The following is a 14,226-nucleotide window of genomic DNA, read 5'->3' as shown; positions in this document are numbered from 1 at the left end:
CGGACAGGACTCCGGGCTACCGGACACAAAGGTTTGCGGGCCCCAGCGTCAGAGCAGGATAGCGACAATGACGGTTCTCGCACGCGAGATCATGACACCCAGCGTAAAAGCCGTTCCCCAGTCCTGGACGATGGACCAGTTCACCCGGTTCCTCACCGACCACGAGATCACCGGCAGCCCGGTCAGCGACGACCACGGTCGCATCATCGGTATCGCCACCCTCAAGGACGTCGCCGAATTCCGCTGGTCTTCCTCCCGGCCGTCCGACGCCGAACAGCAGCTCACCCCTGAAGAAGCCCGGGAAGCGCGCCGGCTGCGCATGTTCATTTTCGAGGAGATGAGCAAGCTGCCGGTGGAAGTCCGGGACATCATGACGCCCATCGTGGTCTCGGTCGCCGAAGACACCCCGGTGCGCGAGATCGCCGAGCTGATGATGGAGGAGCACCTGCACCGCATCTTTGTCACCCACGAAGGAGAAGTCACCGGCATCATAACCACCTACGACATGCTGAAGCTGATCTCCGACGACGCCCTGGCCCGGCGCTGCCTCGCATGACGGCGAGCGCCGAAGCCACCGCGGAGACCGATCAAAATAGCCATTGCGAGGTATCGAGCCCTATGCCCTCAGCACCGCAAGAGCGGAAAAAGATGTACGTCCTCGACACCAACGTCCTGATCCACGACCCCAACGCCCTGCTCAACTTCGAAGAACACGATGTGATTATCCCCATGACCGTCCTGGAGGAGCTGGACAGCCTCAAGTCCGGCAAGCAGGCGGTCGCTGCCGACTGCCGCCAGGCCATCCGCAACATCGACAAGCTGCTGGGCGATGCCAGCCCCAAAGACATCGAGCGGGGCGTCCCCATTGTGCGGGCACGCAAGGCCGAACCGCTGGGGACGCTGTCGATCCTGATGAGCACCGAGCACACCGGCAATCACGCGCTGCCCGAGCACCTCAACGACAACAAGATCATCAACACCCTGGCCGCGCTGCAGGTACGCAACCCCGAGCAGGACATCATCCTGGTCAGCAAGGACATCAACATGCGCCTCAAGGCGCGCGGCTTCGGCGTGGAAGCCCAGGACTACCACAACGACCAGCTACTGGACGACATCGACCTGCTGCCCAAGGGTTACCGGCAGTTCCCCAACTCCTTCTGGGACACCATCAACAAGGTGGAGACGATTCAGCGCGAGGGGGTGACCGAGCACATCCTGCGGCGCGAAGGTGAGCTGCAGAAGCTCAACATCAACGAATTCGTGCTGGACGAGCAGGGCTTCGTGGGCAAGGTGGTGGACATCGAGGACGACCGTCTGGTGCTACAGGACCTGCACCAGCACGACCTGATGAACAAGGAAGTCTGGGGCCTGATGCCGCGGGACATCTACCAGGGCATCGCCCTGAACCTGCTGATGGACCCGGACGTGCACCTGGTCAACCTGACCGGGTCGGCCGGTTCGGGCAAGACCATCCTGGCCCTGGCCGCGTGCATCGAGATGACCGTCGCCAGCAAGACTTACAAGCGCATCATCGCCACCCGCAGCACCCAGGGGCTGGACGAGGACATCGGCTTCCTGCCCGGCACCGAGGCGGAGAAGATGGAGCCCTGGCTGGGCGCGATCGTGGACAACCTCGAAGCCCTCCACGAGGACGACGAGAACATGACCGCCAGCGTCGACTACATCCTGTCCAAGGTGCCGCTGCACTTCAAATCCCTGAATTACATCCGCGGGCGCAGTTTCCAGCACAGCCTGATCATCATCGACGAGTCCCAGAACCTGACACCGCACCAGATCAAGACGATCATCACGCGGGCGGGCAACGGCTCCAAGGTGATCTGTCTGGGCAACCTGGCGCAGATCGACACGCCCTACCTGAGCGGCCTGAGTTCCGGTCTGACCTACATGACCGAGCGCTTCAAGGGCTTCCGCCACGGTGGGCACATCCACCTGCAGGGAGTGCCGAGATCGGCCCTGGCGGAGTTTGCGGAAGCGAACCTGTAGGGAAACGTTTCAGGGAGCAGGCAAGACTCCAGGACCAGCCTGCTCCCCACTCGCGGCTCCCACGTTATGTAGCCGAAACGTCAGTTTCGGTGGGCCTGCTAGGACCCTTTCTTTTCAGGCAACCGATCACTTCTCTGTCGGGTGCTCATGACGCCTCCGAAACTGACGTTTCGGCTACATGTGACGCCTTCAATCCGCCACCCGATGCACCAACCACCTCGCCGCCGTCTTACCGCTCCTGATCGTCCCAGGGATGCATCGGCATCACGGCCTCGGTCACCTCGGGGTCGAACTTGGAGCGGAAATAATCCATCGCCTTCTCGGCCTCGGCCAGTTCGTCGAAGCGGGCGATGTGGTAGATCGCCTCCCCCTCGTTCACCAGCGGCAGGTTGTTCATGCCGATGACGATGCCGGACACGGACGCCAGCAGCGCGGTTTCGGTTTCGCCGAAGGGGTCGGCGATGATCGCCAGCTTCTGGCCCTTGCGCACCCGCGCACCGAGTCGCACGATGGGGCGCATGATGCCGTCGATGTCGGCCCGCACCCACATGGAGTTGGCGGCGATCTCCGAACGCTTCTTCACCTTGATGCGTGAGGCCTTCTCGGGAAGCATGTCCAGCGCACGCATCACGCGGATGATGCCTCGCACGCCGCTGGAGATGACCACGTCGTCAAAACGCAGCGCCTCGCCCCCCTCGAAGGTCACCACCGGGATATCCAGCGAATCGGCATACTCACGCAGCGTGCCCTCCCGCAGGCTGGCGTTGAGGATCACCGGCGCGCCGAACGCCTCGGCGATGCGGATGGTCTCCGGGTTCTTCAGCTCGGCGCGGATCTGCGGCAGGTTGAAGCGATGAATGGCCCCGGTGTGCAGGTCAATGATGTGGCTGACCTGTTCCATGATCTGGGTGCGGAACAGGTAGGCGATGCGTCCGCCCAGCGAACCGGTCTCCGAGCCCGGGAAGCACCGATTCAGATCGCGACGGTCCGGCAGGTAGCGGGTGCGCTGCACGAAACCGAACACGTTGACGATGGGCACCGCCACCAGGGTTCCGCGCAGATGACGCAGCGCCCCATAACGCAGCACCCGGCGGATGATCTCCACGCCGTTGATCTCGTCGCCGTGGATCGCCGCACAGACCAGCAGCACCGGCCCGTCGCGACGACCGTGCACCACTTCCACCGGAATGTGCAGGGGCGTGTGGGTGTACAGCTTGGCCACCGGCACTTCCACGGTCTTGCGGGTGCCTGCCGGAATCTCCTCGCCGGCAATCACGAATGGGGCTCGCGCCATGATCAGCCTCTCCCACCTTTTGTTCTTGTCTTCCAGGGTTTCTGGTTCTTCTCGGTCCAGTCGATGATCATGCCCGCCACGTTCTTGCTGGTGGCGGTTTCAATGCCTTCCAGGCCCGGTGACGAATTCACCTCCATCACCAGCGGCCCACGCGACGAGCGCAGCAGATCCACCCCGGCCACATTCAGGCCCATGGCCTTGGCGGCGGCAATGGCGGTACGGCGCTCTTCCGGGGAAATGCGCACCAGCGAGGCAGTACCGCCCCGATGCAGGTTGGAGCGGAACTCACCCTCCCCGGCCTGGCGTTTCATGGCGGCAATCACCTTGTCGCCGATCACGAAGCAGCGAATGTCAGCGCCGCCGGCCTCCTTGATGAACTCCTGCACCAGGATGTCCGCCTTCAGGCCCATGAACGCCTCGATCACGCTCTCGGCCGCCTTGCGGGTTTCCGCCAGCACCACGCCGATGCCCTGGGTACCCTGCAGCAACTTGATCACCACCGGCGAGCCGCCCACCATGCGGATCAGCTCGGGCACGTCGTCCGGCTTGTTGGCAAACCCGGTGACCGGCATGCCCACGCCCTTGCGCGCCAGCAGTTGCAGCGAGCGCAGCTTGTCCCGGGAGCGGCTGATGGCCACCGACTCATTGACCGGAAACACGCCCATCATCTCGAACTGGCGCAGCACCGCCGTGCCGTAGAAGGTCACCGACGCACCGATGCGCGGGATCACCACATCGAAGTCGTCCAGGATCTCCTTGCGGTAATGGATCTCCGGATTGGCGGAGGTGATGTTCATATAGCAGTGCAGGCAGTCGATCACCCGCACGTCATGGCCCCGGTTCAGCCCCTCTTCCACCAGGCGGCGGGTGGAATAGAGCGATTTGTTGCGGGACAGGACAGCAATCTTCATGAAGTACTCCCTGCGGCCGGATCACCGGCCAGATAAGAATGTTGGGGATCCACCAGCGCCTTGCCGGCCATGGCCGTGCGCCCGAGGAGCATCCGGAAGCGCATGGTGTCGCGATTGGTCAGTGTCATTTCGATGGGCCAGCTGACGGCACCCACCTGGACCGACGTCAGGATCACCAGGCGCTGCTCGCGGTGGCCGCCGGAGTCGGACACGAGCCGCTCGTCCAGTACCGCGGCATCGCACTCGATCACCTTGTGCAGGTTGTTCTGTTCCGGATGGACCCAGAAGCGCACGCGACGTTCCTCACCTTCGGTGTAGGTTTCCATGCGAAACGTGTGCAGGCACGAGGTGCGCGCCCCGGTGTCGATCTTGGCCTTGATCCGCTCGATGCCCAGGTCCGGCAAAGCCAGCCATTCACGCCAGCCCAGTGCCACCCGCTGATCGCCCGTTTGTGTTGCCTTCGTCTTATCGCTCGTCATCGGTTACTTCCTGTCGGTTGTCATCCCTGATCAGCTCAATCCGGAAAGGTTGCGACGCACTTCCGGCGTAGACACTGGTGTGCGGAAACGGAATCTCCACCTGCTCCCGGTCGAGCAGGGCCTTGACCGCCTCCATCATGGTGCTGCGTCCTTCCAGCACCTTGTCCGCGGGCACCCAGAAGGAGAATTGCAGGTCCACCGACGAGGGCCCGAACGCCGTGGTCAGCACGAACGGCTTGGGCTCCTCCAGACAAACCGTGCTCTCCTCGGCCAGCGAAAGCAACAACTGCTGCACCCGACGAATATCCTCGCGATAGGCGATCCCGACGGTCAGGTCGAGCCGCCGGATCGGGAAGCGCGAGCGGTTGATCACCCGGGTCTTGATCAGCGTCTCGTTGGGGATGCGCACGTACAGATTGTCCGCCGTACGCAGTTTAACGCTGAGCATGTCGATGCCGATCACCTCGCCAATGGTGCCGTCCACCTCGATGAAGTTGCCAATTTCGAACGGCTTCTCCACCAGCAGAAACAAACCGCTGATCATGTTGGACGCCGAGGTCTGCGAGGCAAAGCCGATCGCCACCGTCAGGATGCCCGCCGCGCCGAGCAGCACGTCCGGCGCGAACCCCGCCTCGCGCAGCGCCGCGATGATAAAGATGACGAAGATCGCGTAGAACACCACACGGCCGAACAGCACGGTCACATGCCGCGACGAGCGGCTGCCCAGCAACCGGGCCATCCCGCGGGACGCCGCGGTGGCGAGAACGAACCCCAGAGCCAGCAGCACCACAACCCGCAGCCAGGCGCCCCAGTCTATCGACCCCAGCTCCGCCGCCAGTGCGCCGCCTATATCATCCATTTCATCCCGCTCCTCGTTAAGCCCCTGTCGCGGCTCAGATTACCCAAAAATCCGGTCCAGCGCCTTGGTCAGCACGCCGCGGTCGTGCCAGGAGCGGGCCTCCGCCAGCTTCTCGCACTCACCGGCCTCCGCCGGCAGGCGACGAGCCACCCGCAGGGACGCCTGCGCCATCTCCGTCTCGCACACCACCGTTACCTGGGGCGTCCACAGTTGGTCGCGCTCATTTCGGTACAGCGGCAAAGACGGTGTCGGCAGGCTGAACCGCTCCAGCAGCAGAGGCTCCTGACGGCGGTTACAGATTCGCACCGGACTGATCGCCCGCCAGGGCCGCTTGGGTACCGCATCCAGCACCAGCCGCGCATAGGTGGGCGCGGTGTAGCACAGCTCGCCATCCATGGTGGTACGCCCGACCCAGGTCAGCGAGGGTTCCGCCAGGGGCAGTTCCATCAACTGGGTGCGGGTTCGCCCCACCAGGATCCGCAGCCACACCAGGGTAGCCACGTAGATGGTGCACTCCCGACCGGCCGGGATGGTCAGCGGCTGGTAGGGCCGGATCATGGTCGGTCGATCCGCCATGGCCGGCATGAACAGCAGGTCGCCGTCCTCGTCCGGGCGGATGAAGCGATGCTGTTTGACCTCGCTACCGGGCAACACATGGCTGACCTGTTGACGCCACTCCGTGCGATCGGTCTCGCCGGCGTTGCGCTCCCAGCGCACCTGCCACTCGTTGTCGAGCAGGGTCACCCAGAAACGGGTCTCGCTCAGTTCGTGTTTCTGGGTCTGGCCGGACGCCAGGTTGTAGGTGTGATTCCACGCGCCGGATTCGTTGGGCACCGTTTCCATGGTCTGCTATCAAACTCGCTGATGGGGACGGCGCAGGCCGCCCGCGGTCAATAAGGCGCTCTATTTAGACCGTAACCCGGTCCGGCTCAAGTACGCACTACTGCGGACAGGCCCGGTGCGCCTTGAACACCTATAAAATTCAATAATTTCATTTAACTATAATCCAATCACCGGCATCCCGCGAATACATGGGAGTAACGGATTCAAAACAGGACACCGAACTTCATGCCCCAACTCGTCTGGTTCCGCAACGATCTCCGCGTCGCCGACAACCCGGCTCTGGTGGCCGCCTGTCAGAGCGGCGAGGCCGTGGAGGCCTGCTTTTTCGTCACGCCCGACCAGTGGCAGTCGCACGATCTGTCACCGGCGCGGGCAGCCCTGATGCTGGATCATGTCGAGGCCCTGGGGCAACGCCTCGCCGGTTTGGGCATCCCGCTGCACATCGTCGAGGTGGCGGACTTCGAAGCCAGTCTGTCGACACTGGAAACGCTGGTACGGGATCAATCTATCAACACGGTCCACATCAACGAGGAATATGGCGTCAACGAACGCCGGCGAGACAAAGCCGCCCACCAGAGGCTGCAGGCCTCGGGCGTCACGCTCCACAAATACCGCGACCAGACCGTGGCGCCGGTCGGCGCGGTGCTGACCGGACAGGACCAGCCCTACTCGGTCTTTACCCCCTTCTCCCGTCGCTGGTGGGACTGGGTCGAACAGAACCACCCGCAAACCCTGGCCATTCCCGCCCCGCACAACGCCAGGCTGGCCGCACCGCCGCGACCGGCCACGCCGAACGGGTTCGGGGACGCGCCGCCCGCGCTCGTACGAACCGGTGAGGACGCGGCCCACGATGCCCTGCAGGCCTTCCTGGAAGAACGTGGCGCACGCTATAAGGAGGATCGGGACTTTCCCGCAGTGGACGGCACCAGCCTGCTGTCGCCCTACCTGGCCAGCGGCATCCTGTCCGGTCGCCAGTGCCTGCAGGCGGGGCTGGACGCCTTGAGACAGCAACCGGACGCCACCGGCATCCGCACCTGGCTCAACGAGATCTGCTGGCGCGACTTCTACGTCAACATCCTCTACCACTTCCCCCGGGTCAGCATGCACCGGGCGTTCAAGCCGGAAACCGAGGCGCTGACCTGGAACGATGCCGGCGAGACCCTGACCGCCTGGCAGGAAGGCCGCACCGGTATTCCCATCGTCGACGCCGCCATGCGCCAGTTGCGGCAGACCGGCTGGATGCACAACCGCCTGCGCATGGTGGCGGCCATGTTCCTGTCGAAGAACCTGTTCCTGGACTGGCGTTTGGGGGAGGCCTGGTTCATGCGCAACCTGGCGGACGGGTATCTGGCATCGAACAACGGCGGCTGGCAGTGGAGCGCCTCCACGGGCACCGACGCGGCGCCCTACTTTCGGGTCTTCAACCCGGCCACCCAGAGCGAGCGCTTCGATCCACGCGGCGATTTTATCCGGCAGTACGTGCCGGAGCTGCGTGACCTGGACAACAAGCGCATCCACAACCCGGCCGCCGGCGGCACGGTGCCGAAGGGCTACGTGCGCCCGATCGTGGACCTGAAAAGCTCACGCAAGGAGGCCATTGCCCGCTTCCAGGCACTCAAGGATTAGTGCTCAAGAGTTCGAGTGCACCAGAATCCAGAGCAGCAGCGCGGCGTTGAGCAATAGGGACGTCACGGCGATCACCGGCCAGCGTTCGGCGGGCACCCGCTCCATGAGCGGCGGGTTGGCATCCGGCAGCAGCTTGGGGTTCGGATGTGCCAAGTCCTGCAGGAATTCCGACAGCGCCGGATAGCGCTCTTCCGGCCGAAAAGCCACGGCCTTCTCCAGGCAGGCGTCGAGCCACACCGGCAGGTCCGGACAGACCTCGCGGGCGCTGCGATACCGCAGCCGCGATCGGGCCGACGATTTCGGCGGGCGGGCGTAGGGCAGCCGTCCGGTCAGCATCTCGTAGGCGATCACGCCCAGCGCGTAGCGGTCGGACGCCGGCGTGGGGCGATCGCCGTCCAGGCACTCCGGCGGCGCGTAGCGTTCGGTGCCCAGGTAGCCGTCCTCGTTCCAGGGCACGTCGATCTGCTCGATACCGCGAATGCGCACCGCGCCCAGATCGATCAGCTTCACCGTGCCGTCGCGGTCGATCACGATGTTTTCCGGCTTCAGATCCTGATGCACCATTTCCAGCCGGTGCAGCGCCCGCACGCCGGCGGCGATCTGGCGCACGATGCCACGCACCTCCGCCGGCGACGGCCGCGGGTGGTCGTTCATCCATTCCCGCAGCGTGGGGCCATCCACGTACTCGGTCAGGCAATACAGGCATTGGCGCTGCTGCGGTGGTTCGATCGAGCGCACCACATGGGGGCTGCTGACCCGACGCGCCACCCAGGCCTCGGTGAGGAAACGGTCGATGTAAGCGGGATCATCCTGGAAATTGGGGGACGGGGTTTTCATGATCACCAGCGGCCGGCCGTCGTCCGGCGACGCCAGGTAAACGTGGGTGCGTCGGCTGGCGTGGATCTCGCGGATGATGCGGTAGCCGTCCAGGGACTGGCCCGGCCGCAACGGCGGCGGGAACGGGAGTTCGCTGAGCCGCTCGTAGTGGGCGTCCAGATCCTGGGCCGGCAGGTGATCCACAGCCACCACCTGGGCGCTGAGGTTGTCGTTGCTGCCCGCTTCCAGTGCGTGGGTCACCAGCCACTCGGCGCCGGTTTCGGGATCGTCGATGGACGCGCCCTCGATCAGCTCCGCTCGCTGCAACACGCCATGCACGCCGTCGGTGGTGAGGATCAGCCGGTCCCCCGGCTCCAGCGTCAACCGGCGCGCGTCGATCTCCACGTTCAGCTCCACGCCCATGGCGCGGGACAGCGCCTGGCGCGACGTACCCATCACCACATGATGGTCCTGGGTGAGACATTCCAGATCGCCACCGCGCAGCAGGTACACGCGGCTGTCGCCGACGTGGAACACGTAGGCCCGGTTGTTCTTGATCACCAGGCCGCTGAAGGTGCAGACCATGGCGCTGCCGCTGCCGTGACGCGCCTGGCCGCGGCCATGCAACCAGCGGTTGAGGGCGCCCAGCACACGGCTGGCGGAGGTTTCCACGCTCCAGGAATCCGGCGTGCTGTAGTAATCGTGCAGGAAGCCTTTGACGCAGGCTTCCGCCGCCTCGCGGCCGGCACTGGAGGCACTGACGCCGTCGGCGATCACCGCCGCCACGCCCTTCAGCGCCAGCGCCTCGCCTTCCGGGTAGCGGGCGCCCAGGCTGTCCTGGTTTTCCGGCTTGCGCCCGGCCGCGCTGTGCTGGCCCAGGCGCACCTGCAGTCGTCCGCTCATGGCACTTCGATCATCCGCACCGAGCCGTCAGGCATGACTTCGCTGGTCTGCGGACTGGGCTCGTCCATGAACACCGCCACCAGCACCAGGATCGCCAGGGCCACGGCGCCCAGCACGAAGAAGAACACGGCCGGCGACACCTGCGCCAACACCACCAGGAAGATCACGCCACCGACGTTGCCGTAGGCACCGGCCATGCCGGCCACCTGCCCGGTGAGGCGTCGCTTGACCAGGGGCACCGAGGCGTAGACCGCCCCGCAGCCGCCCTGCACGAATACCGAGCAGAACAGCACCAGCAGCACCGCGAGCGGCAGCGGCCAGGCGCCGTCGATCTGCCCCATCAACAGGTAGCCCACGCTGATCCCGGCGAGCATCACCAGGGTGATCAGCTTGCGGCCGAAACGGTCCGCCAGGTAGCCGCCACCAGGACGCCCGATCAGGTTCATCAGGGCGAAGCTACCGCCCAGCATGCCCGCCAGCACCGGTGAAATATCGAACGTGTCGAGGAAGTACAGTGGCAGCATGGATACCACCGCCAGCTCGGAACCGAAACTGGCCATATAGACCAGGTCCAGCAACGCCACCTGCTTGAAGGCGTAGCGGTCGAATGCCGGCACCGGCTTGTGGAAGACGTGACCGTTGATCTGCCAGATGCGCACCAACTGGAACACCAGCATGATGGCAATCACCCCGTAGATCAGATTGGTGGTGGTCGCCCCCACCAGGCCGAGCTTGGCCGGCCCCAACTGCCAGGCAATCAGGCCCATGGCCAGGAACAGCGGCAGGTTCATCAACACGTAGAGAACGAAATCGCCCTTGCTGGTGACTTCCATGGCGCCGCCACGCTTGGGCTTGAAGTAGGTGGAGCCTTCCGGCGTGTCCTTGACCATGATGAAGAAGACCACGGCGTAGAGCATGGCGATCACGCCGGTGGTGCCAACGGCCCAACGCCAGCCGTCATCGCCACCGAAGAACAGCGCCACCGCTGGCATGGACAGGCCGGCAAAAGCCGCCCCGAAGTTGCCCCAACCGCCGTAGATGCCTTCCGCCAGACCCAGCTCCCGGGCCGGGTACCATTCGCTGATCAGGCGGATGCCCACCACAAAACCGGCGCCCACGAAGCCCAGCAAGAAGCGGGTCAGCGCCAGCTGCTCGAAGGATTCCGCCAGGGCAAAGCCCAGACAGAACACGCCGGATAACGCCAGCACCAGTGCATAGACCCGACGCGGGCCCAGGGTATCCACCAGCATGCCGATCAGGATGCGGGCAGGAATGGTCAGCGCCACGTTCAGCAGCAGGATGGTGTTCACTTCACTGGTGGTCAGGTTGAACTGCTCGCGGATGGTGACCATCAGCGGGGCGTGGTTGAACCAGACCAGGAAACTGATAAAGAACGCGACCCAACTGAGATGCAGGATCCGGGTCTTACCCCGGAACGCGAAAAACTGGAAGGATTGTTCCGACATAACGCTGCCTTGAACCACAAACGTGAATGGCCTCGGGCAGGCTGCCTGTCTGCAGGAAGGGAGTGGGGAAAAGCGGGCCAGCGCGGAGCGCCGTCCTCGGGACCGACTGTCCTCATAAAGGACATCACTCACCTTCCAAGCAGTGACGCCCTTGCCAACAGCCTTTCCCGGAGTGGAGATACAGCGGAAGAGAAAGCAAGCCACATACCAGTTGCGCCAAATCGGCGCAGGGACGGGTTCAGCGGTTTGTTATTGCCCGCCTGGACCCGCGCGTTCCGCACCAGCGGAACGCACAAAGCCGTGTCTCTGCCTTATTCGAGTGCGCCGCCGCTGCGGGCCGGCCCACAGATGGGGCACGCCGGGTCCCGCACCAGCTTCATCTCGCGCCATTCCATGCGCCAGGCGTCCAGCAGCAGCAGGCGACCGGTCAGGGATTCTCCCACGCCGGCGATGACCTTGATGGCTTCCATCGCCTGGCAGGCGCCAATCAGGCCGACCAGCGGGCCGATCACACCCGCCTCGGAACAGCGCAGGTCCTCGTCGCCGCTGTCCGGGTACAGGCACTGGTAGCAGGGACGATCCGGCGAGCGGCTATCAAACACGCTGACCTGCCCCTCCCCGCGAATCGCCGCGCCGGACACCAGCGGTACGCCAGCCTCGACGCAGGCACGGTTGATGGCAAAACGGGTGTCGAAGTTATCGGTGCAGTCGACCACCAGAGTCGCGGACGCCACCTGTTGCGCCAGGGCCTCACCGGACAGCCGCTCGGCCACGGCGTCTACCTGAATGTCCGGATTCATCCCGCGGATCTGCCGCGCGAGGCTCTCCGCCTTGGACGCGCCAATGTCCGACTGGCGGAAAGCCACCTGACGCTGCAGGTTGGCGATTTCCACCCGGTCGTCGTCCGCCAGCACCAGATGGCCGACGCCCGCGCCGCCCAGATACAGGGCCACCGGGCAGCCCAGGCCACCGGCACCGACCACCAGCACCCGGCTCTGTTTGAGGCGGATCTGGCCGGCCACATCCAGCTGCGGCAGCAGCAACTGGCGGCTGTAGCGCATGAGTTCGTCGTCAGTCAGCATCACGTTTGTCCTGTTTCCTGTCGGCTATGACCAGCGCCCCAGGCTGAACCGGTCGTTGCCGCCATAGTCCCGCCCGGTGGCCACATCTGCAAACCCTCTTTCGCTCAGCAGCGCGCGGACCGCCTCCCCCTGGTTGTAGCCGTGCTCCAGCACCAACCAGCCGCCGGTGTGCAGCCAGTCCGGCGCCTGCCGGACGATCGTGCGGATATCGTCCAGGCCATCGTCTCCCGCCACCAGTGCCGAGGCCGGCTCGAAGCGCACATCACCTTCCTCCAGATGACGGTCGTCCGCCTCGATGTACGGCGGATTGCTGACGATCAGGTGAAAGCGCGCAGGGGCGAGATCCTCGAACCAGCGGCTCTGGTAAACGGTCACGGGCAGCGCCAGCTCGCGGGCGTTGTCGGTCGCCAGGGCCACTGCATCGGGCACCACGTCGGTCGCACTCACCTGCCAGCCGGGCCGCTCGGTGGCCAGAGCCAGGGCAATGGCGCCGGTCCCGGTGCCCAGATCGATCACCGCGGCGTCCACCGGCAACGTCAGGGCCAGCGCGGCTTCAACCAGGCATTCGGTGTCGGGACGGGGGATCAGGGTGTGTTCACTGACCTGCAGGGTCAGGGACCAGAAGCCCTGGTGACCCAGCAGATGCGCCACCGGATGGCCGGCAACGCGCCGGTCGACCAGCGCGTCGAAGCGGGCCACATCGGCGGGCCCGACCGGGTGCTCCGGCCAGGTGCGAAACCAGGTGGGCGTGCGGTCCAGCACCGCTTCCAGCAACAGCGCCGCGTCCAGTTGCGGCGAGTCGCCGCCGATGCGCGCGGCGGCATTGCTCAGCAGCGAGGCGACCGTGGCCGGCTGGTCATTCATCGGCCTGGCTGGCCAGCAGTTCCGCCTGACGCTCCTGCTGCAGCGGTCCGATCACCGGGGAGAGATCGCCGGCGATGACTTCGTCCAGCTTGTAGAGGGTCAGGTTGATGCGGTGATCGGTGACCCGGCCCTGGGGAAAATTGTAGGTGCGGATGCGCTCGGAGCGGTCGCCGCTGCCCACCAGGCTCTTGCGCTGGGCGGCCTCGGACTGCTGCTGGCGCTCGGTCTCGGCATCCTGCAAACGCGCCGACAGCAGGCTCATGGCCTTGGCGCGGTTCTTGTGCTGGGAACGCTCGTCCTGACACTCCACCACGATGCCGGTGGGCAGGTGGGTGATGCGGATCGCCGAGTCGGTCTTGTTGACGTGCTGACCGCCAGCACCGGACGCGCGGAAGGTGTCCACCCGCAGGTCCGCCTTGTTGATCTCGATGGCGTCCGCCTCGTCCGCTTCCGGCATCACCGCCACGGTGCAGGCGGAGGTATGGATGCGGCCCTGGGATTCGGTTTCCGGCACCCGCTGCACCCGATGGGCGCCCGACTCGAACTTGAGCGCGCCGTAGACCTGGTCGCCGGCGACGCGGGTGATGATCTCTTTATAACCGCCGTGTTCGCCCGGGCTTTCGCTGATCACTTCCACTTTCCAGCCGCGGGTCTCGGCAAAGCGGCTGTACATGCGGAACAGGTCGCCGGCGAACAGGGCCGCCTCGTCGCCGCCGGTGCCGGCGCGGATCTCCAGGAAGGCGTTTTTACCGTCGTCCGGATCACGCGGCATCATCAGCCGTTGCAGTTCCTGGTCCAGTTCCTCAACCCGGGCACCCGCGCTGGCCAGCTCTTCCTCGGCCATCTCGCGCATGTCGGCGTCGCCATCGCGGATCAACTCACGAGCCTCCGCCACGTCGTCATTGGCACGCTGGTAGGCCTTGTAGCATTCGACCACCGGCTCGATTTCGGCGAACTCCTTGGACAGGTCGCGGAACAGGTCCTGATTGGTGATCACGGATTGGTCACTGAGCAATGCGCTCACTTCCTCGAACCGGTCGACGAGCCGGTCGAGTTTGGTCTGAATCGAAGGTTTCATG

At 64.9% G+C, this 14,226-nt stretch carries 13 protein-coding genes; 3 read left to right on the top strand and 10 right to left on the bottom strand.

The genetic code is table 11. From position 1 onward, the window contains the following. Positions 1 to 67: 67 nt before the first annotated feature. Complete coding sequence (locus tag DKK67_RS15620; protein WP_111497433.1) at positions 68 to 556, top strand: CBS domain-containing protein; 489 nt, start codon at positions 68 to 70, stop codon at positions 554 to 556. Between the two features lie 92 nt (positions 557 to 648). Then, a complete protein-coding gene (locus DKK67_RS15615) occupies positions 649 to 2,004 on the top strand; it encodes a PhoH family protein (RefSeq protein ID WP_111497432.1) in 1,356 nt (451 codons plus the stop codon). A gap of 229 nt (positions 2,005 to 2,233) precedes the next feature. Here DKK67_RS15615 and DKK67_RS15610 read toward each other — a convergent pair whose 3' ends face one another. Genes DKK67_RS15610 through DKK67_RS15590 form a run of 5 tightly spaced genes read right to left on the bottom strand, consistent with a single transcriptional unit; the run spans position 2,234 to position 6,390 of the window. Next, a complete protein-coding gene (locus tag DKK67_RS15610; protein ID WP_111497431.1) occupies positions 2,234 to 3,298 on the bottom strand; it encodes a succinylglutamate desuccinylase/aspartoacylase family protein in 1,065 nt (354 codons plus the stop codon). A 2-nt stretch (positions 3,299 to 3,300) separates the two neighbouring features. Then, positions 3,301 to 4,209, bottom strand: coding sequence for a 30S ribosomal protein S6--L-glutamate ligase (gene rimK, locus DKK67_RS15605; RefSeq protein WP_111497430.1), 909 nt, complete (start codon positions 4,207 to 4,209; stop codon positions 3,301 to 3,303). Beyond that, on the bottom strand, positions 4,206 to 4,688 hold the full coding sequence (locus tag DKK67_RS15600) for an ATP-dependent zinc protease family protein (RefSeq protein ID WP_111497429.1): 483 nt from the start codon (positions 4,686 to 4,688) through the stop codon (positions 4,206 to 4,208). The genes rimK and DKK67_RS15600 overlap by 4 nt, the downstream gene beginning before the upstream one ends. Further along, positions 4,675 to 5,547, bottom strand: a complete 873-nt coding sequence (locus DKK67_RS15595) for a mechanosensitive ion channel family protein (protein ID WP_111497428.1) — start codon at positions 5,545 to 5,547, stop codon at positions 4,675 to 4,677. Before DKK67_RS15595 ends, DKK67_RS15600 begins: the two co-directional genes overlap by 14 nt. A gap of 39 nt (positions 5,548 to 5,586) precedes the next feature. Continuing rightward, positions 5,587 to 6,390 carry a hypothetical protein gene (locus tag DKK67_RS15590; RefSeq protein ID WP_111497427.1) on the bottom strand — a complete coding sequence of 268 codons (804 nt, stop codon included), beginning with the start codon at positions 6,388 to 6,390 and terminating at the stop codon, positions 5,587 to 5,589. A 225-nt stretch (positions 6,391 to 6,615) separates the two neighbouring features. On the opposite strand from DKK67_RS15590, the gene phrB reads away from it, so the two are divergent. Next, positions 6,616 to 8,016, top strand: coding sequence for a deoxyribodipyrimidine photo-lyase (gene phrB / locus DKK67_RS15585; protein WP_111497426.1), 1,401 nt, complete (start codon positions 6,616 to 6,618; stop codon positions 8,014 to 8,016). A gap of 3 nt (positions 8,017 to 8,019) precedes the next feature. Here phrB and DKK67_RS15580 read toward each other — a convergent pair whose 3' ends face one another. The 5 genes from DKK67_RS15580 to prfA form a co-directional block, all read right to left on the bottom strand. Beyond that, positions 8,020 to 9,735, bottom strand: a complete 1,716-nt coding sequence (locus tag DKK67_RS15580; RefSeq protein WP_111497425.1) for a bifunctional protein-serine/threonine kinase/phosphatase — start codon at positions 9,733 to 9,735, stop codon at positions 8,020 to 8,022. Then, complete coding sequence (locus DKK67_RS15575) at positions 9,732 to 11,201, bottom strand: NarK family nitrate/nitrite MFS transporter (protein WP_111497424.1); 1,470 nt, start codon at positions 11,199 to 11,201, stop codon at positions 9,732 to 9,734. The genes DKK67_RS15580 and DKK67_RS15575 overlap by 4 nt, the downstream gene beginning before the upstream one ends. 311 nt (positions 11,202 to 11,512) lie before the next feature. After that, complete coding sequence (locus tag DKK67_RS15570) at positions 11,513 to 12,283, bottom strand: HesA/MoeB/ThiF family protein (RefSeq protein WP_111497423.1); 771 nt, start codon at positions 12,281 to 12,283, stop codon at positions 11,513 to 11,515. 24 nt (positions 12,284 to 12,307) lie between these two features. Next, entirely contained in the window at positions 12,308 to 13,147 is an 840-nt protein-coding gene (gene prmC, locus DKK67_RS15565; RefSeq protein WP_111497422.1) for a peptide chain release factor N(5)-glutamine methyltransferase, read from the bottom strand. After that, a complete protein-coding gene (prfA, locus tag DKK67_RS15560; protein ID WP_111497421.1) occupies positions 13,140 to 14,225 on the bottom strand; it encodes a peptide chain release factor 1 in 1,086 nt (361 codons plus the stop codon). Before prfA ends, prmC begins: the two co-directional genes overlap by 8 nt. Position 14,226 lies beyond the last annotated feature (1 nt).

This window comes from Marinobacter bohaiensis (assembly GCF_003258515.1).
GTDB lineage: Bacteria > Pseudomonadota > Gammaproteobacteria > Pseudomonadales > Oleiphilaceae > Marinobacter_A > Marinobacter_A bohaiensis.
Note: the sequence above shows the minus strand (reverse complement) of the source record. Positions and strands in the feature narration are given on the sequence as shown.

What these genes read in the sequence shown, in the direction of transcription:
- DKK67_RS15600 (WP_111497429.1), bottom strand. Translation starts at nt 4,688, where the DNA reads ATGACGAGCGATAAGACGAAGGCAACACAAACGGGCGATCAGCGGGTG.
- DKK67_RS15610 (WP_111497431.1), bottom strand. Translation starts at nt 3,298, where the DNA reads ATGGCGCGAGCCCCATTCGTGATTGCCGGCGAGGAGATTCCGGCAGGC.
- DKK67_RS15575 (WP_111497424.1), bottom strand. Translation starts at nt 11,201, where the DNA reads ATGTCGGAACAATCCTTCCAGTTTTTCGCGTTCCGGGGTAAGACCCGG.
- DKK67_RS15620 (WP_111497433.1), top strand. Translation starts at nt 68, where the DNA reads ATGACGGTTCTCGCACGCGAGATCATGACACCCAGCGTAAAAGCCGTT.
- prfA (WP_111497421.1), bottom strand. Translation starts at nt 14,225, where the DNA reads ATGAAACCTTCGATTCAGACCAAACTCGACCGGCTCGTCGACCGGTTC.
- prmC (WP_111497422.1), bottom strand. Translation starts at nt 13,147, where the DNA reads ATGAATGACCAGCCGGCCACGGTCGCCTCGCTGCTGAGCAATGCCGCC.
- DKK67_RS15580 (WP_111497425.1), bottom strand. Translation starts at nt 9,735, where the DNA reads ATGAGCGGACGACTGCAGGTGCGCCTGGGCCAGCACAGCGCGGCCGGG.
- phrB (WP_111497426.1), top strand. Translation starts at nt 6,616, where the DNA reads ATGCCCCAACTCGTCTGGTTCCGCAACGATCTCCGCGTCGCCGACAAC.
- DKK67_RS15595 (WP_111497428.1), bottom strand. Translation starts at nt 5,547, where the DNA reads ATGGATGATATAGGCGGCGCACTGGCGGCGGAGCTGGGGTCGATAGAC.
- rimK (WP_111497430.1), bottom strand. Translation starts at nt 4,209, where the DNA reads ATGAAGATTGCTGTCCTGTCCCGCAACAAATCGCTCTATTCCACCCGC.
- DKK67_RS15590 (WP_111497427.1), bottom strand. Translation starts at nt 6,390, where the DNA reads ATGGAAACGGTGCCCAACGAATCCGGCGCGTGGAATCACACCTACAAC.
- DKK67_RS15570 (WP_111497423.1), bottom strand. Translation starts at nt 12,283, where the DNA reads ATGCTGACTGACGACGAACTCATGCGCTACAGCCGCCAGTTGCTGCTG.
- DKK67_RS15615 (WP_111497432.1), top strand. Translation starts at nt 649, where the DNA reads ATGTACGTCCTCGACACCAACGTCCTGATCCACGACCCCAACGCCCTG.